This window comes from Microbacterium oleivorans (assembly GCF_001644225.1).
GTDB lineage: Bacteria > Actinomycetota > Actinomycetes > Actinomycetales > Microbacteriaceae > Microbacterium > Microbacterium gawkjiense.
The window spans coordinates 949,371-965,164 of sequence record NZ_LSTV01000001.1 but is presented as its reverse complement, the minus strand read 5'-3'; the positions used below and the strand labels follow the sequence as shown (position 1 = coordinate 965,164).

Below are 15,794 nucleotides of genomic sequence, written 5' to 3'. Positions count from 1 at the left end.
CGCTCTACGCTCGGAGGATGACCGACGCACAACGCACGCCCACTCCGATCGACACGATCGCGGACCGCTGGGTGGACACGCTGGCCGAACTATCCCCGAGCCTCGCGACCTACATCGGGCGCACGGAGCACAACGGCCGACTGGACGACTACTCGCCCGCCGGGCACGAGCGTCTGGCCGCCGCTGCAGCCGAGACGCTCCGCGCGCTCGACGCCGCGGACGCGGTCGACGACGTCGACGAGGTCACGAAGATGGACCTCTCGGCCGAGCTGGGGCTCCACCTCGACCTCCACGCGGCGAAGTCGCACCTGCGCGACCTGAACGTCATCGCGTCGCCGTCGCAGGACATCCGCTCCGTCTTCGATCTGATGCCGACCGACACGGTCGACGACTGGTCGGTTGTCGCCACCCGCCTCGCCGCCATCCCGGGGGCCCTCGCCGGTTACGTCGAGACCCTCCGACAGGGCATCTCGGATGGTGTCGTCCCGGCGCAGCGGCAGGTCCGGGAGGTCGTGACGCAGATCGCGCGCTACACGAGCGACACGGGCTTCTTCGCGTCGTTCGTCGGTGAGGCCGCGCCCGCCGAAGGACACCTCCCCGCCTCGCTGGCCCGCGACCTCGCCGACAACGCCGGCGCCGCGCGGGTCGCCTACGATCAGCTCGCCGCGTTCCTACGCGACGAGCTGGTGCCCGTCGCGTCCGAGACCGACGCCGTCGGCCGGGAGCTCTACGCCCTGCACTCCCGCAGCTTCCTAGGCGCGACGATCGACCTCGACGAGACCTACGAGTGGGGTGTCGAGGAGCTCGCCCGCATGGTCGCCGAGCAGGAGGCCATCGCGAACGAGATCAAGAGCGGCGCCACCGTCGAGGAGGCGGTCGCCTTCCTCGAGCAGGACGAGAGCCGCAAGCTCCACGGCACCGAGGCGCTGCAGGCCTGGATGCAGGCGACCAGCGACCGGGCCGTCGAGGAACTCGGCCGCACGCACTTCGACATCCCCGAGCCGATCCGTCGCCTCGAGTGCATGATCGCCCCCACGAACGAGGGCGGTATCTACTACACCGGGCCCACCGACGACTTCTCGCGGCCCGGGCGCATGTGGTGGTCGGTCCCCGAGGGCGTCGACTCGTTCGACACCTGGCGGGAACTCACGACCGTGTACCACGAGGGCGTCCCCGGGCATCACCTGCAGATCGCCCAGGCCGTCTACAACCGCGCAGAGCTCAACTCGTGGCGCCGACTCCTGGCGGGCTCGAGCGGCCACGCCGAGGGCTGGGCGCTCTATGCCGAACGCCTGATGGCCGAGCTCGGCTACCTCGACGACCCGGCCGACCGTCTCGGGATGCTCGACGGTCAGCGGATGCGCGCCGCCCGTGTCGTCCTCGACATCGGCGTGCACCTCGGCAAGCCGCGTCTGGACGGCACCGGGGTGTGGGATGCCGACTACGCGCTCGAATTCATGCGTCGCAACGTCAACATGTCGGACGAGTTCATCCGCTTCGAGGTGAACCGGTACCTCGGCTGGCCCGGCCAGGCCCCGTCGTACAAGGTCGGCCAGCGTATCTGGGAGCAGATCCGCGACGAGGCGGCGCAGCGCGGGGGCGCCGACTTCGATATCAAGCAGTTCCACATGCGGGCACTCCGCCTCGGCGGCGTCGGTCTCGACACGTTGCGGGCCGCTCTGCGCGACGGCTGAGCGACGGGGACAGACGAACGGGGATGCCGGGAATAGCCGGCATCCCCGTTATCGTTCATTCAGCTGAATGAAAGGGGCGGACATGACCGCAGTGGAGCTGGGCCTCGACACCTTCGGGGACATCACCGTCGACGAGCGGGGCGAGCGCGTGTCGGGCGCGCAGGCGATCCGCAATTTGCTGGCGCAGGCGGAACTCGCCGATCAGGTGGGGGTCGACTTCATCGGGGTCGGGGAGCACCACCGCGCCGAGTACGCCGTCTCGAGCCCCGAGATCGTGCTGTCCGCGATCGCCGCGCGCACCGAGCGGATCCGGGTCGGGACGGCCGTGACCGTCCTCTCCAGCGACGACCCGGTGCGCGTCTACGAGCGCTTCGCGACGCTCGCGGCGATCTCGCAGGGGCGCGCTGAGGTGATCCTCGGGCGCGGGTCGTTCATCGAGTCGTTCCCGCTCTTCGGCTTCGACCTGTCGGACTACGAGACGCTCTTCGAGGAGCGGCTCGAGCTGTTCTCGCTCCTGCGCCAGGAGAAGCCGGTGACGTGGCAGGGGACGACCCGCCCCGCACTGCAGCAGGCGGACGTCTTCCCCAAGACCGAGGCGGGGATCCGCGCCTGGGTCGGCGTGGGGGGATCCCCCGAATCGGTGATACGCACCGCGCGCTACGGGTACGGCCTCATGCTCGCCATCATCGGCGGCCCGGCCGCGCGCTTCCGCCCGTACGTGGACCTCTACCACCGCGCGATCGGTGAACTCGGCACCGTGGCGCAGCCCATCGGCATCCACTCTCCCGGCCACATCGCCGACACGGACGAACAGGCGTGGGAGGAGGCGTACCCCGGCTTCGAGGCGCAGAACAACACGATCGGCCGCGACCGCGGCTGGCCGCCCTACAGCCGGATGCGCTTCCAGCACGAGATAGGACCCGAGGGATCGATCTACGCCGGCTCGCCCGAGACCGTCGCCCGGAAGATCGCCGACACGGTGAGGACCCTGGGGGCCGGCCGCTTCGACCTGAAGTACGCCAACGGCACCCTGGGCCACGACAAGCTCATGCGCTCGGTCGAGCTCTACGGCACGAAGGTCATCCCGCTCGTGCGCGAGATGCTCGGCGAGTGACCCGGGCGCGGCCCCGGCCCTCGTACGATGCAGGGATGACCGCGACCTCGACCGGCACGCCGACCGCCCGACTCGATCGGCTGCCGTTCACGCGCACCCACCTGCGCGTCCTCACCGGATCGGGAACGGGCTGGGCGCTCGACGCGATGGACGTCGGGCTCATCTCCTTCGTGATCGCGGCCCTCGTGGACCAGTGGCAGCTGACGACCTCGCAGACGTCGTGGATCGCGTCGGCGGGCTTCGCGGGCATGGCGATCGGCGCCACCGTCGGCGGACTCCTCGCCGACCGCATCGGACGCCGCTCCGTCTTCGCGCTGACGCTGCTCGTCTACGGCATTGCGACGGGCGCGAGTGCGCTCGCGGGCGGTCTCGTCGCGCTCATCGCGCTGCGGTTCGTCGTCGGCCTCGGTCTCGGCGCCGAACTGCCCGTGGCGAGCACCTACGTGAGCGAGTTCGCGCCGGCACGGATGCGGGGGCGCATCATCGTCGTGCTCGAGGCGTTCTGGGCGGTCGGGTGGACGGCCTCCGCGCTCATCGGGTACCTCGTGATCCCGACGGCCGCGGAAGGCTGGCGGTGGGCGCTCGCGATCGGCGCGATCCCCGCGGTGTACGCGCTCGTCGTGCGCTGGGGGCTGCCGGAGTCGCCGCGCTGGCTCGCCTCTCGCGGGCGGACGGCGGACGCCGAACGCGTCGTGGCGGGGCTCGAATCCTCTCCCGCGGTGTTCGGACGCCTCGCTCCGGCTGCGGCCGACGCCGTCGAGGTGCCGGCGGCACCCGCCACGACCGTCGCGATGCGGCTGCGGGGACTCTGGGTGCCGGGATTACGCCGGCGCACCGCTGCGCTGTGGGCGGTGTGGTTCTGCGTGAACTTCTCCTACTACGGCGCGTTCATCTGGATCCCGACGCTCCTCGTCTCGCAGGGGTTCGGTCTCGTGCGCAGCTTCGAGTTCACCCTGATCATCACGCTCGCCCAAGTACCGGGGTACGCGGTCGCCGCCTGGCTCATAGAGGTGTGGGGCCGCCGCGCGACTCTGTCGGTCTTCCTCGCGGGTTCCGCGGTCGCGGCGATCGTGTTCGGCCAGGCCACGACGGTGCCCATGATCCTCGGGGCCGGGATGGCGCTGTCCTTCTTCAACCTGGGCGCGTGGGGCGCTCTGTACGCCGTCACCCCCGAGACCTATCCGACCTCGCTGCGCGCGACGGGTGCGGGCTGGGCCGCCGGCATCGGCCGGATCGCCTCGATCCTGGCGCCGCCGGCCGTCCCCGCGCTCCAGGCGATGGGCGGCGTCCCGGTGGTCTTCGTCGTCCTCAGCGCGTTCTTCGCCGTCGCCGCCGCGGCGACGTGGGGGCTCGCCGAGTCCCGCGGGCGGAGCCTCGCCGAGTGAGCGCGTCCTACGCTGGAGGGATGCCGCAGGACATCCGCTACGTCGCGATCGGGGACTCGTTCACGGAGGGTGTCGGCGACGAACTGCCGGACGGGAGCGTCCGCGGCTGGGCGGACCTCGTGGCGCAGGGCTGGGCGGATTCCCGCGGCGCAGCGATCTCGTACGCGAATCTGGCGATCCGCGGCAAGCTCATGCAGCCGATCGTCGAGGAGCAGCTCGAGCGCGCGCTCGCCCTCCGGCCGACCCACCTGTCCTTCAACGGCGGCGGCAACGACATGCTGCGTCCGCGCACGCCGATCGCGCGCATCGCCGACGCGTTCTCGCACGTGCTCCGCCGCTGCGACGAGGAGGGCGTCACGATGATCGTCCTGTCGGGGGCGAATCCGTCCGCGCAGTTGCCGCTGGCGGGCCTCATCCAGCGCCGCGGCGACGAACTCTCGCGGGCGGTGACCGACCGCATCCGCGGACGCGACGACCTGGTCGTCGCGTTGAACTGGCCCGACCGCGAACTCTCGGATCCGTCGTTCTGGTCGGCGGACCGGCTGCACATGAACGCGCGCGGGCATCATCGCGTCGCTGCGCGCGTGCTGGAGGCGCTGGGCGAGCGGCCCCCGATCGAGTGGTGGCGGTTGGAGGAGGATGACACGGCGGTCGCCCTCGGTCGCGGCCGGTACTTCCGCGAGCACCTCGGGCCCTGGTTGCGACGCCGGCTGACGGGCACGTCGTCGGGAGACGGACGCGAGCCGAAGTTCGCGGAGTGGCTGACGGTCGAACCGCGCTGAAACCGGATTCGACCGTCCTGTCAAGAGCATCCAGGATCTTTGCAGCATCCGGGATGATCGGAGCACACAGCCTAGAAAGGGAGTGTGCGCATGAGCATCGGAACCGGAATCGTGCTGTTCGTCATCGGGGCCATCCTGGTGTTCGCCGTCAATGTCGACGTCCAGTACGTCAACCTCGACATGATCGGCTACATCCTGATGGCCGCCGGCGCTGTCGTCTTCATCATCGGTCTCGTGCTGATGCTGCGGCGGCGTTCCAGCGAGTCGACCGTCCGAACGGTCGACCCTGTTGCGGGGGAGCGGGTCACCCGCTCCGAGACGCGCACGTCGGGAGACGGCACGTACTGACGCGTGACAGACCTCGAAGGCCCGTCCCCCAGGGGGCGGGCCTTCGTCGTGCGGGCGGTCACCGGCGCGGTCGGCGGGGCGGGTCCATCCCGAGGTGGATGCGGGTGCGCCGCCGCTCGATGCTGATGAACGTCGCGCCGACGAGCCACAGCGGGATCTGGACGAGGAAGGCGATGCGGAAGGCCTCGAGCCGGTAGGTGTCGGGGGTGCCCGCACCCTGGAGGTCGAGGACGAGGCCGATCGCGAAGATCGCCAGCAGCGCGGCGAGGAAGCCGCCGGCGTTCGTCACGCCCGTCGCGGTGCTGAGCCGGTGGGACGGATTGTGGGTGCGGGCGTGGTCGAAGGCGATCATCGACGCGGGCCCTCCCATCGCCAGCGCGACGAGGAGGACGATCAGCAGCCAGAGGGGCGCGGGGCCCGGCCACAGGATGACCGCCGACCACGCCGCGAACTGGAAGCCGACGGCCGGCAGGACGAGCGCGCGGGAGCGCCGGTGCGGGACGCGTCGCGAGAGCTCGCCAAGGACCGGGCCGAGGGCCATGCCGGCGAACACGTAGAGCGAGGCGAGGGCGCCCGCCTCGGCGACGGTCCGCCCCTCGCCCGCCGTCAGGTACGGGAACCCCCACAGCAGGATGAACGCCGTGCCCGCGAAGGGGGTCGTGAAGTGCGACCAGAACGCGAGACGGGTGCCCGGGTGCGCGAGGGCGGCGCGGATGCCGACGCCGGTGTCGATCGTCGACGTCACCACCCGGATCGCCCCCGTGTCGGTGTCGACGCTGACGTCGCGCGCGAGGTCCGGCGGACGGTTGCGGACGAGCGCGAAAACGAGGACGGCGAACAGGACGCACAGTCCGGCGATGCCACCGAAGGTGACCGACCAGGAGGTCGCGTGGAGGATCGTCGCGATGGGGATGACGGCGACGAGCTGACCCGCTTGACCCAGGATGCCGGTGAGCTGCACCATGAGCGGTCCGCGCTGCGCGGGGAACCACGTCGCGACGAGGCGAAGCACACCCGGGAACACCGCCGCATCCCCCGCACCGAGGAGCATGCGCGCGACGATGGCGACACCGACGCTGGGGGAGAGGGCCATCGTCAGCTGACCGATGGCCATGAGGATCATGCCGGCGGTCATGATCGGACGCGAGCCGAAGCGGTCGAGGAGGATGCCGACGGGGATCTGCATCCCGCCGTAGACGGCCAGCTGGACGACCGCGAACAACGACAGGGTCGCGGCATCCGCCTGGAACCTGTCCGCTGCGTCGACGCCGACCGCGGCGAGCGAGGTGCGGTTGGTGACGGCGAGGACGTACGCGGCGACGCCGGTGCCCCAGATGATCCATGCGCGCACGCCCGGACCGGTTCGACTCACCCCGCCCACGCTACTCTCCGGCGGGCGTACGCTGGCTCCACCCCACCTGGGCGAACGGAGGACGACATGAAGGCCACCATCGGCGACACCGTCATCGCGGAGGCGGACGACGACCAGATCATCCGCATCGAGGGGAACGCCTACTTCCCGCCCTCCTCGGTGAAGGACGGCGTGCTCGTGGAGAGTCCGACGCCGTACACGTGTCCGTGGAAGGGCGAGTGCCAGTACTTCCACATCGAGGCGGGCTCCGAGCGCCTCGCCGACGGCGCCTGGTCGTACCCGAACCCGTACCCGTCGGCGTTCGACCGGGTCGGTGCGGACTTCTCGGGTTACGTCGCCTTCTCGCCGGGGGTCACGGTCGGCGCCTGACGCCGACCCCGTTCACTCGTGCAGCGGGCCGAGCTCGGCGGCGCTGACGAACCGGGCGGTGACGGGGAGCGGCTGCTCGAGCTCGATCACCGTGAGCGTGTTGCGGCCCGCACGCGTGACCGGGGCGGGCACGTAGAGCGTCCGCTGCGGTCCGTTCGACCAGTACCGACCGAGCAGGAAGTCGCCGACGAAGACGTACCCCTTGCCCCATCCCGTCGTGTCGAGGAACAGGTCGGAGGGGGCCTCCAGGTCGAACGCGCCCTCCGAGACCAGCAGCTCGGGGGCGGCGGCCGCCTCGGCCAGCAGGACCGGCGTGGTCCGCCACTGCGCCTGCTCGACACCGTCGATCGTGACCGGCCCGATGAGTCCCTTCGCCTCGCCCAGACGGTCGTCGTAGTTGACGCGTCCCTGTTCCTCGACGAGGAGCGAGAGCCGGCTCCCCGCGGGGAGGCGCAGGGCGTGCTCGTGTCGCGTGCGCGACAGCGTCCCGACACGGATGCCGTCGACCGACACCCAGGCCTGGTCCCGGACCTCGCCCACCTCGAGCACGCCGCCGGCGAAGCCGTCCGGAAGCTCGGTCTCGTAGCGCAGGAGCGTGCCGGTGTGCCCGAGGTCCTCGAAGGTCGCGAGGCCGTCGACGGGCGACGGGATGGCCGCCGCGTGCGGCGCCGCGGTCAGGTCGACGGTGAACTCCGGTCGGGGCGAGCCCGCCGCCGGCGTCTCGGAGGGGACCGGTGCGTACTTCGCGATGACCTCGCGGAAGGCGTGGAACTTCTCGGTCGGGTCGCCCGCTTCATCGAGCGGGGCGTCGTAGTCGTACGACGTCGTGATCGGCAGGTAGCGGCCCTTGTCGTTCGCGCCGTTGGTCGTCCCGAAGTTGGTCCCGCCGTGGAACATGTAGATGTTCACCGAGGCGCCGGCGGCGAGCAGGTCCTCCAGCTCGCGCGCGGCGGTCGCGGCATCCGTCGTGTGATGCTGACCGCCCCACCAGTCGAACCATCCGTCCCAGAACTCCGAGCACATGAGCGGGCCGGTCGGCTGGTGCGCGCGGAGGGTCGCGAGCCGCTCCTGCGCGCGCGAGCCGAAGGAGCCGGTGAGGTGCAGGCCCGGCAGGGAGCCGGCGGCGAGCATGTCGTCCTCGGGCTGGTCGACCGTCGTGAGGGGGACCGTGATGCCCGCGTCGCGCGTCACGCGGACGAGTTCGGCGAGGTAGTCCTTGTCGGAGCCGTAGGCACCGTACTCGTTCTCGATCTGCACGAGGATCACGTTGCCGCCGCGGTCGATCTGACGGGGGGCGACGATGCGGTAGACGCGACGCAGGTACGTCTCGAGGGCGGCCTGGTAGGCGGCATCCGTCCGACGCAGGCGGATGCCGGGGGTCGCCGTCAGCCACGTGGGCAGGCCGCCGTTGTGCCACTCGGCGCAGATGTACGGGCCGGGACGGACGATCGCGTGCATCCCCTCGGCGGCGACGAGGTCGAGGAAACGTCCGAGGTCGAGTCCGTCGGATTCGCTCCACTGCCCCTCGACTGGTTCGTGCGCGTTCCACGCGACGTAGGTCTCGATCGTGTTGAGCCCCATGAGCCGCGCCTTGCGGATGCGGTCGGCCCAGTCGCCGGGGTGCACCCGGAAGTAGTGCAGGGCGCCCGAGATGACGCGGTGCGGCCGGCCGTCCAGCAGGAAGTCGCGGTCGCCGATGGCGAAAGTGCTCATGTGATCTCCGCTCGGGGCCCACGGTCCGGGGGTCCGGCACTCGTGTGGTGGGGGTGCCCAGTCGCTGCGTGAACTGCTATGTTTACGCAATCATGTCGCTTCAGCGTAGCACGCGACCGGGTTCCGACACGGGTGTCGACACCCCCGTCGTCGAACCCGCGGCCCGCCGCGGCGGGACCCCGCACGGCGTCCCCACGCAGGCCGACGTCGCCCGTCACGCCGGCGTCTCGGCGCAGACGGTCTCGCGGGTCGTGACCGGCGCGGCGCGCGTCGACGAACCGACGCGCGAGCGGGTGCTCGCGAGCATGCGTGAACTCGGATATCGGCCCAATCGGGCCGCGCGCGCCCTGCGCTCGGCCCGGTACCGCAGCATCGGCGTGGTCATGAGCGACCTGACCTCCTACGGCAGCGTGCGCACGTGGGAGGCGATCTCGCGCGCCGGCGCGGCCTCCGGCTACGCCGTCGCGCTCGTGCCGACCGCGCGGTTCGACCGGCGCGCGGTCGCCGAGGCGATCGAACGCGCGCGCGACCAGGCCGTCGACGGCCTCGTCATCGCGATCGGCGACCACCTCTCGGCGGGGGAGGACCTGCCCCTGCCCGACGACCTCCCCGTCGTCGTGGTCGACGCCTCGGCACTGGCCGACCGCTCCTTCGTCGACACCGATCAGACGATGGGCGCCGGTCAGGCGGTGGCCCACCTCCTTGAACTCGGCCACGGCACGGTCCACCATGTCGCCGGTCCCGCGAGCTCGTACTCCGCGGTGCGCCGCGAGGACGGCTGGCGCACGGCGCTGACCGCGGCCGGGCGCGACGTGCCGCCGCTCGAGCGGGGCGACTGGAGCGCGCAATCGGGGTACGCGGCGGGATGCCGGTTGCGCGGACGCGCCGAGGTGACCGCGGTCTTCGCGGCGAACGACCAGATGGCGCTGGGGGTCCTCCGCGCCCTCCATGAAGCCGGCGTCCCGGTGCCCGATCGGGTCAGCGTCGTCGGGTTCGACGACATGCCCGAGGCCGCGCAGTTCTGGCCGCCGCTCACCTCCGTCCACCAGGAGTTCGACGAGGTCGGCCGCGCGGCCGTCGACGTCCTCCTCTCACGCATCGACGGCAGCACGGCGGTGCGCCGCCTTCTCGTCCCCACCCGACTGGTCGTGCGCGGCAGCACGGCCCCCGCTCCCCGAAAGGCGACGCCATGACGTTCCACTCCTCCGGCACCGGTGTGCTCTGGCGCGGTGACGGCCAGACCGTCTCGATCGAGGCGTGGGGACGCGGCGTCCGCGTCCGCGCCTCGCTCGGCCCCATAGACGAGGCGCCGGGCGCGCTCGTCGAGGTGCCGGACACCCACGCCGACGTGTCGATCGACGGCGCCGTCGCGACCGTCGCGGCCGGCGGGGTGCGCGTCGTCGCGACGCAGGACGACTACAACGACTGGTCGACCGGGTTCCACACGACCCGGCTGCGACTGCGGGTGGAGGATGCCGCGGGCCGCCTCCTCTTCGAGGAGATCACCGACGGCGGCGCGCTCAAGCTCGCCGCGCGGGAGTTCCGACCGGGCGAAGGCGGGGACCATCGTCTGCGGCTGAGCCTCGCGACGCCCGCCGACGAGCACCTCGTGGGCATGGGGCTGTACCAGCAGGACGTCGTCGACCTGAAGGGCGCGGTGCTCGAACTCGCCCACCGCAACTCGCAGACCTCCGTCCCGTTCGTCGTCTCCAGCGCGGGCTACGGCTTCCTCTGGAACCTGCCGGCGATCGGGCGAGCCGTGTTCGGACTGAACCGGACGGAGTGGGAGGCCGAGAGCGCCACCCAGTTCGACTGGTGGGTGTGCGCCGACCCGCGCCCCGCGCAGATCGCCGCGGCCTATGCCGAGGCGACGGGTCACGCGCCGATGATGCCGGAGTACGGCCTGGGGTTCTGGCAGTGCAAGCTCCGCTACTCGACCCAGGAGGAGCTGCTGGGCGTCGCGCGCGAATACCGGCGCCGCGGCATCCCGATCGATGTGATCGTGGCCGACTTCTTCCACTGGCGCTGGATGGGGGACTGGCGCTTCGAGGAGGAGTACTGGCCCGACCCGGCCGCGATGACCGCGGAGCTGCGCGAGCTCGGGATCGAGCTCATGGTCTCGGTCTGGCCGCAGGTGGCGCCCGAGTCAGAGAACTTCGCCGAACTGCGCGACGGCAACATGCTGGTGCGCACCCGGCGCGGCATCGACGTGCAGTACTACTTCGACGGCCAGTACACGCGCTTCCTCGACGTCACCGAGCCGCGGGCGCGGGAGTTCCTCTGGCAGAAGCTCGCCGAGCACTACGGCGCCTACGGCATCTCGGCGTTCTGGCTCGACGAGGCCGAGCCCGAGTACGGGGCGTACCACTTCGAGAACTACCGGCTCGCCGCCGGGCCGAGTGCACAGGTGGCCAACCTGTACCCGCGCGAGTTCACCCGCGCGATCGCCGACGGCCTGCGCTCCGAGGGCAACGATCAGCCCGTCTCGCTCGTGCGTGCGGCGTGGGCGGGTTCGCAGCGCCACGGCGCCCTCGTCTGGTCCGGTGATGTCCACTCCACCTTCGACGACCTGCGCGCGCAGATCGCGGCGGGTGTCCACATGGGGGCCGCCGGCATCCCGTGGTTCACGACCGACATCGGCGGTTTCACGGGGGGCGACGTCCGCGAGCCCGCCTTCCACGAACTGCTCGTGCGCTGGTTCCAGTTCGGCGCGTTCAGCCCCGTCATGCGGCTGCACGGCGACCGCGTCCCCGGCACCCGGATCGTCGACCGCAACGGGGTCGCCCGGGTCGGCACGGGTGCCGACAACGAGGTGTGGAGCTTCGGCGAGGAGATCGAAGCGGTGCTGGTGGCCTACATCCGGCTCCGCGAGGACCTGCGCGACTACACGCGCCAGGCGATGGTCGACGCGCACCAGCAGGGCGCGCCGGTCATGCGCGGCATGTTCTTCGAGTTCCCGGACGACGAACGCGCGTGGACGACCCCCGGCCAGTACCTCTTCGGTCCCGACATCCTCGTCGCGCCGGTGACGGTCCCCGGTGCGACGCGGTGGGACGTCTACCTCCCCGCCGGCGCGGAGTGGACCGATGCCCGCACGGGCGAGACCCACACCGGCGGCGCGATCGTCACGGTCGACGCGCCGCTCGCGTCGATCCCGGTCTTCCACCGCGGCGGACGTGTCGGCGACGCGCTCGCGCGCCTCGCCGACCTGCCCCACCTGACCCTGTCCTGACCCCGGCCCGACCCCCTGAGACGACTCGACGGAGAGCACACCCATGAGCATCATCACCGCGACCACCCGCGCCCATCGCATCGACCGCCGCATCTACGGACAGTTCGCCGAGCACCTCGGTCGCGGCATCTACGAGGGTCTGTGGGTGGGTGAGCAGAGCGACATTCCGCACAAGAACGGGCTCCGCACCGACGCCATCGCCGCCCTGCGCGAGATCAAGGTGCCCGTCGTCCGCTGGCCCGGCGGCTGCTTCGCCGACGAGTACCACTGGCTCGGCGGCGTCGGCCCCGCTGAAGGGCGCCGCGCGATGGTCAACACCCACTGGGGCGGTGTGGTGGACCCGAACACCTTCGGCACGCACGAGTACTTCGAGCTCCTCCACCAGCTCGACGCCGAGGCCTACGTCAACGGCAACGTGGGTAGCGGCACGGTGGCAGAGATGCAGGACTGGATCGAGTACATGACCCTCGACAAGCACACCCCGATGGCGGAACTGCGCCGGGCGCACGGGCGTGAGCAGCCGTGGAAGCTGCAGTTCTTCGGGGTCGGGAACGAGAGCTGGGGATGCGGCGGCAACATGCTCCCGCTCCACTACGCGAACCTCTACCGGCAGTACCAGACGTTCGTGCGCGACTACGGCGACAGCCACGTCGCCAAGGTCGCGTGCGGCGCCAACGCCGACGACTACGAGTGGACCGAGGTCCTCATGGCCCGCGCGGCCGGCCACATGGACGCGTTGAGCCTGCACTACTACACGCTCCCGACGGGCGAGTGGGACGTGAAGGGTGCGGCGCTGAGCTTCGACGACGCCGCGTGGTATGACACGATCCACCGCACGCGGATGATGGACACCCTGCTGCGGCGGCACGGCGAGATCATGGACCGGCACGATCCCGCGCGACGCGTCGGCCTGTTCGTCGACGAGTGGGGGACCTGGTACGACGTCGAGCAGGGCACGAACCCCGGCTTCCTGTACCAGCAGAACACGATGCGCGACGCGATCGTCGCGGCGGTGAACTTCCACATCTTCCACCGCCACGCCGCCCGGGTGCGGATGACGAACATCGCGCAGATGGTCAACGTCCTGCAGGCGATGCTGCTCACCGACGGCCCGCGCATGGTGAAGACGCCGACCTTCCACGCGTTCGGGCTCTACGTCGACCACCAGGACGCCGAGTTCGTGGCGACGACGGATGCCGCGGGTCGGGTCGAGGGCCCCGCGGCGGCGCACCTCGACCACACCGTGAGCGTCAAGGACGACGTCTACACCGTCAGCGTCGTCAACTGGGACCTGAACGCCGAGTCTGAGCTCGTGCTGCGGTTGCCCGAGCGCATCGGCGAGGTGGTGGGGGCACGCATGCTGCACGCGGCGGCATCCGCTCACAACACCTTCGACGAGCCCGACGCCGTCGCCCCGGTCGACTTCACCGGGACCGTCGTGCAGGGGTCCGAGCTGCGTCTCGCCGTGCCGCCGCGCAGCATCGTGACGGTCCGCGTCCGGGCCGCGGGGTGACGTCGACACGCGGGGGAGCGGAACCGTTCCCGCTCTCCGCGGTGACGCTCGCGCCCGGGCCCTTCGCGCACGCCCAGGAACTCGCGCTGCGGTCGGCGCTGCAGCTGGACCCCGACAGGCTGCTCGCGCCGTTCCGGCGTGAGGCGGGTCTGCCGACGGGGCCGGGCTACGGCGGCTGGGAGTCCGACGGTCTCGACGGCCACACGCTGGGTCACGTGCTCAGTGCGCTGGCTGCGCACGCGGCGAGCGGATCCGCCGCGGCGCGCGAGCGCATGGAGGTGATCGTGGGCGGACTCCGGGAGTGTCAGCTCGCGCTCGGCACGGGCTACCTCGGCGGTGTGCCGGACGGGGTGTCGTTGTGGCAGGAGATCGCCGACGGGCGCGTCGAGGCGCAGACGTTCGACCTCGGCGGGCGGTGGGCGCCGCTGTACAACCTGCACAAGACCCTCACGGGTCTGATCGACGCGGTCGTGTACGCCGGCTCGGCGTCCGCCCGCGTCGTCGCGGCGGACTACGTCGCGTGGTGGGTGCGCACCTTCGCGTCCCTCTCGGATGCCCGTGTCGAACAGGTGCTGCGCACCGAGCCGGGCGGACTGGCGGCATCCTTCGCCCGGTGGGCGGATGCCGCCGGCGACCCCGCGGCCATGGATCTGGCCCTGCGGCTCGCCGTCGATTCCTTCCTCGAACTGCTCGCGGCGGGTCGCGACCCGCTCGACGGGCTGCACGCCAACGCGCACATCCCCCTCGCGGTCGGGTACGCGGTCCTCGCGCGGCTCGGCGCGCCCGCCCGCTACGGCCGGGCGGCCGAGACGTTCTGGCGGAGTGTCGTCGGCCATCGCACGACCGCGATCGGCGGCGACAGCGTGCGCGAGCACTTCCCGCCGCGCGACGACTGGTCGAGCATGTTCACGGCGCGCGAGGGGCCCGAGACCTGCAACACCGTGAACATGGTGGAGCTCGCCCGCGAGATGTACCGCCGGTCGGGGGACCCCGCGCACCTCGCCTACATCGACCGGGCGCTCAGCGCGCACCTGTTGTCGGCGCAGCATCCCGAGCACGGCGGCATCGTCTACTTCACCTCCCACCGTCCCGGCCACCATCGCGTCTACTCGCGTCCCGAGACGGGGTTCTGGTGCTGCATGGGGACGGGGCTGGAGGCGCCCGCTCGGTACGCGCTGTCGGTGTTCGGACGCGCGCCGGGCCGCATCGACGTGCAGCTGCTCATCGCGGCGCGCGTCCACGACGAGGGCGTGACCGTCGAGGTCGAGAGCGCCCGTCCGTTCGGCGACGACGCCGTCGTCACCGTGACCGCGGCGTCCCCTCGCCACCTCGCGGTGCGCGTCCGTGTGCCCGAAGGCGTCGTGCCCGGGGCCGCCGTCGCGCGCATCGACGACGACGTCGTCCGCCCGTCGTCCGACGGGTGGTTCGAGTTCGACCGCGAGTGGCGCGGACGCACCGCGATCGAGCTGGAGCTGCCGCCCCTGCTGCGCTGGGAGCACCCTGCGGGCGACGAGGGGTGGGGGTGGATCGTCGACGGACCCCGCGTGCTCGCCGAGCGCCTCGCCGGTCCGGCCGTCGACCCGCTCGGGACCGACGCGCGCATGGGGCACATCGCCCGGGGTGCGCTGCTCCCGCTCGCCGAGGCGCCGATCCTCGCTCCCGAGGACCTGGTGGCCGCTGAGCGCCGCGACGGTTTCGTCGTGGTCCTCGGCGAGACGTCCGCGCACCGCGAGGTCGTGCTCGAGCCGTTCGCCGCCCTCCACGACGACCGGTACATCCTCTCGTTCCCGGTCGCTTCGGAGCGGGATGCCTCGCGACGCCGCGCGGAACTCGCGGCGGAGGACGCGCGGTCCGACGCCCTCGAGGGCCGCACGCTCGACGCGATCTCCTTCGGGCAGCAGCAACCGGAGTCCGATCACGGACTCACCCTCGTCGACTCGGAGTCGGGTTACGACGAGGGCACCCACTGGCGTCGGTTCCGCGGCGAGGGCGCGTTCACCCTCCAGGACTGGGGCGCGTCCGCCGTGGAGCTCCGGATCGCGTGGCTGCGTGACACCGCTCCGCGCAGGCTGACGGTGTCCCTCGACGACGAGGTGCTCGTGGATCGCCTCGTCGATCCGCAGGACGAGCCGCTGCTCGATCTGGACCTCGGCGCATACGCGGACGGCCGGGTGCAGTGGCAGCTCGCGGTCGGTGGTGGTGAGGAGACCACGCCCCGGCTGACCGAGGTCAGACTGATGAGCGCGCGGCTCGGTTAGCCCGAGCCGCGCGC

12 protein-coding genes are annotated in these 15,794 nt (G+C 71.5%); 10 read left to right on the top strand and 2 right to left on the bottom strand.

Annotated features, from left to right (window positions below):
- Positions 1 to 17 precede the first annotated feature (17 nt).
- From AYL44_RS04600 to AYL44_RS04580, 5 genes are all read left to right on the top strand, one after another.
- The gene (locus AYL44_RS04600) at positions 18 to 1,694 is read left to right on the top strand and encodes a DUF885 domain-containing protein (RefSeq protein WP_064002038.1); all 1,677 of its coding nucleotides are present in this window, start codon (positions 18 to 20) and stop codon (positions 1,692 to 1,694) included.
- A gap of 82 nt (positions 1,695 to 1,776) precedes the next feature.
- Positions 1,777 to 2,808, top strand: coding sequence for an LLM class flavin-dependent oxidoreductase (locus tag AYL44_RS04595; RefSeq protein WP_064002037.1), 1,032 nt, complete (start codon positions 1,777 to 1,779; stop codon positions 2,806 to 2,808).
- Between the two features lie 35 nt (positions 2,809 to 2,843).
- Entirely contained in the window at positions 2,844 to 4,193 is a 1,350-nt protein-coding gene (locus AYL44_RS04590) for an MFS transporter (protein ID WP_064002036.1), read from the top strand.
- A 20-nt stretch (positions 4,194 to 4,213) separates the two neighbouring features.
- Positions 4,214 to 4,975, top strand: a complete 762-nt coding sequence (locus AYL44_RS04585; RefSeq protein WP_064002035.1) for an SGNH/GDSL hydrolase family protein — start codon at positions 4,214 to 4,216, stop codon at positions 4,973 to 4,975.
- 90 nt (positions 4,976 to 5,065) lie between these two features.
- Entirely contained in the window at positions 5,066 to 5,323 is a 258-nt protein-coding gene (locus tag AYL44_RS04580) for a DUF6458 family protein (RefSeq protein ID WP_064002034.1), read from the top strand.
- 58 nt (positions 5,324 to 5,381) lie between these two features.
- Here AYL44_RS04580 and AYL44_RS04575 read toward each other — a convergent pair whose 3' ends face one another.
- Entirely contained in the window at positions 5,382 to 6,695 is a 1,314-nt protein-coding gene (locus AYL44_RS04575) for an MFS transporter (protein ID WP_231872724.1), read from the bottom strand.
- Between the two features lie 66 nt (positions 6,696 to 6,761).
- On the opposite strand from AYL44_RS04575, the gene AYL44_RS04570 reads away from it, so the two are divergent.
- The gene (locus tag AYL44_RS04570; RefSeq protein WP_064002032.1) at positions 6,762 to 7,064 is read left to right on the top strand and encodes a DUF427 domain-containing protein; all 303 of its coding nucleotides are present in this window, start codon (positions 6,762 to 6,764) and stop codon (positions 7,062 to 7,064) included.
- Between the two features lie 12 nt (positions 7,065 to 7,076).
- Here AYL44_RS04570 and AYL44_RS04565 read toward each other — a convergent pair whose 3' ends face one another.
- On the bottom strand, positions 7,077 to 8,777 hold the full coding sequence (locus AYL44_RS04565; protein WP_064002031.1) for a glycoside hydrolase family 35 protein: 1,701 nt from the start codon (positions 8,775 to 8,777) through the stop codon (positions 7,077 to 7,079).
- A gap of 92 nt (positions 8,778 to 8,869) precedes the next feature.
- Between AYL44_RS04565 and AYL44_RS04560 the strand changes: the two genes are divergently transcribed.
- Genes AYL44_RS04560 through AYL44_RS04545 form a run of 4 tightly spaced genes read left to right on the top strand, consistent with a single transcriptional unit; the run spans position 8,870 to position 15,780 of the window.
- Positions 8,870 to 9,970: a substrate-binding domain-containing protein gene (locus AYL44_RS04560; RefSeq protein WP_064002030.1), complete on the top strand. Its 1,101-nt coding sequence runs from the start codon at positions 8,870 to 8,872 to the stop codon at positions 9,968 to 9,970.
- Positions 9,967 to 12,009, top strand: coding sequence for a TIM-barrel domain-containing protein (locus AYL44_RS04555; protein WP_064002029.1), 2,043 nt, complete (start codon positions 9,967 to 9,969; stop codon positions 12,007 to 12,009). The genes AYL44_RS04560 and AYL44_RS04555 overlap by 4 nt, the downstream gene beginning before the upstream one ends.
- A 43-nt stretch (positions 12,010 to 12,052) precedes the next feature.
- Positions 12,053 to 13,522: an alpha-N-arabinofuranosidase gene (locus AYL44_RS04550; protein ID WP_064002028.1), complete on the top strand. Its 1,470-nt coding sequence runs from the start codon at positions 12,053 to 12,055 to the stop codon at positions 13,520 to 13,522.
- Complete coding sequence (locus tag AYL44_RS04545; protein ID WP_064002027.1) at positions 13,519 to 15,780, top strand: beta-L-arabinofuranosidase domain-containing protein; 2,262 nt, start codon at positions 13,519 to 13,521, stop codon at positions 15,778 to 15,780. Before AYL44_RS04550 ends, AYL44_RS04545 begins: the two co-directional genes overlap by 4 nt.
- Positions 15,781 to 15,794 lie beyond the last annotated feature (14 nt).

Coding starts and splice junctions, on each gene's coding strand:
- AYL44_RS04600 (WP_064002038.1), top strand. CDS start 18: ATGACCGACGCACAACGCACGCCCACTCCGATCGACACGATCGCGGAC.
- AYL44_RS04595 (WP_064002037.1), top strand. CDS start 1,777: ATGACCGCAGTGGAGCTGGGCCTCGACACCTTCGGGGACATCACCGTC.
- AYL44_RS04590 (WP_064002036.1), top strand. CDS start 2,844: ATGACCGCGACCTCGACCGGCACGCCGACCGCCCGACTCGATCGGCTG.
- AYL44_RS04585 (WP_064002035.1), top strand. CDS start 4,214: ATGCCGCAGGACATCCGCTACGTCGCGATCGGGGACTCGTTCACGGAG.
- AYL44_RS04580 (WP_064002034.1), top strand. CDS start 5,066: ATGAGCATCGGAACCGGAATCGTGCTGTTCGTCATCGGGGCCATCCTG.
- AYL44_RS04570 (WP_064002032.1), top strand. CDS start 6,762: ATGAAGGCCACCATCGGCGACACCGTCATCGCGGAGGCGGACGACGAC.
- AYL44_RS04565 (WP_064002031.1), bottom strand. CDS start 8,777: ATGAGCACTTTCGCCATCGGCGACCGCGACTTCCTGCTGGACGGCCGG.
- AYL44_RS04560 (WP_064002030.1), top strand. CDS start 8,870: ATGTCGCTTCAGCGTAGCACGCGACCGGGTTCCGACACGGGTGTCGAC.
- AYL44_RS04555 (WP_064002029.1), top strand. CDS start 9,967: ATGACGTTCCACTCCTCCGGCACCGGTGTGCTCTGGCGCGGTGACGGC.
- AYL44_RS04550 (WP_064002028.1), top strand. CDS start 12,053: ATGAGCATCATCACCGCGACCACCCGCGCCCATCGCATCGACCGCCGC.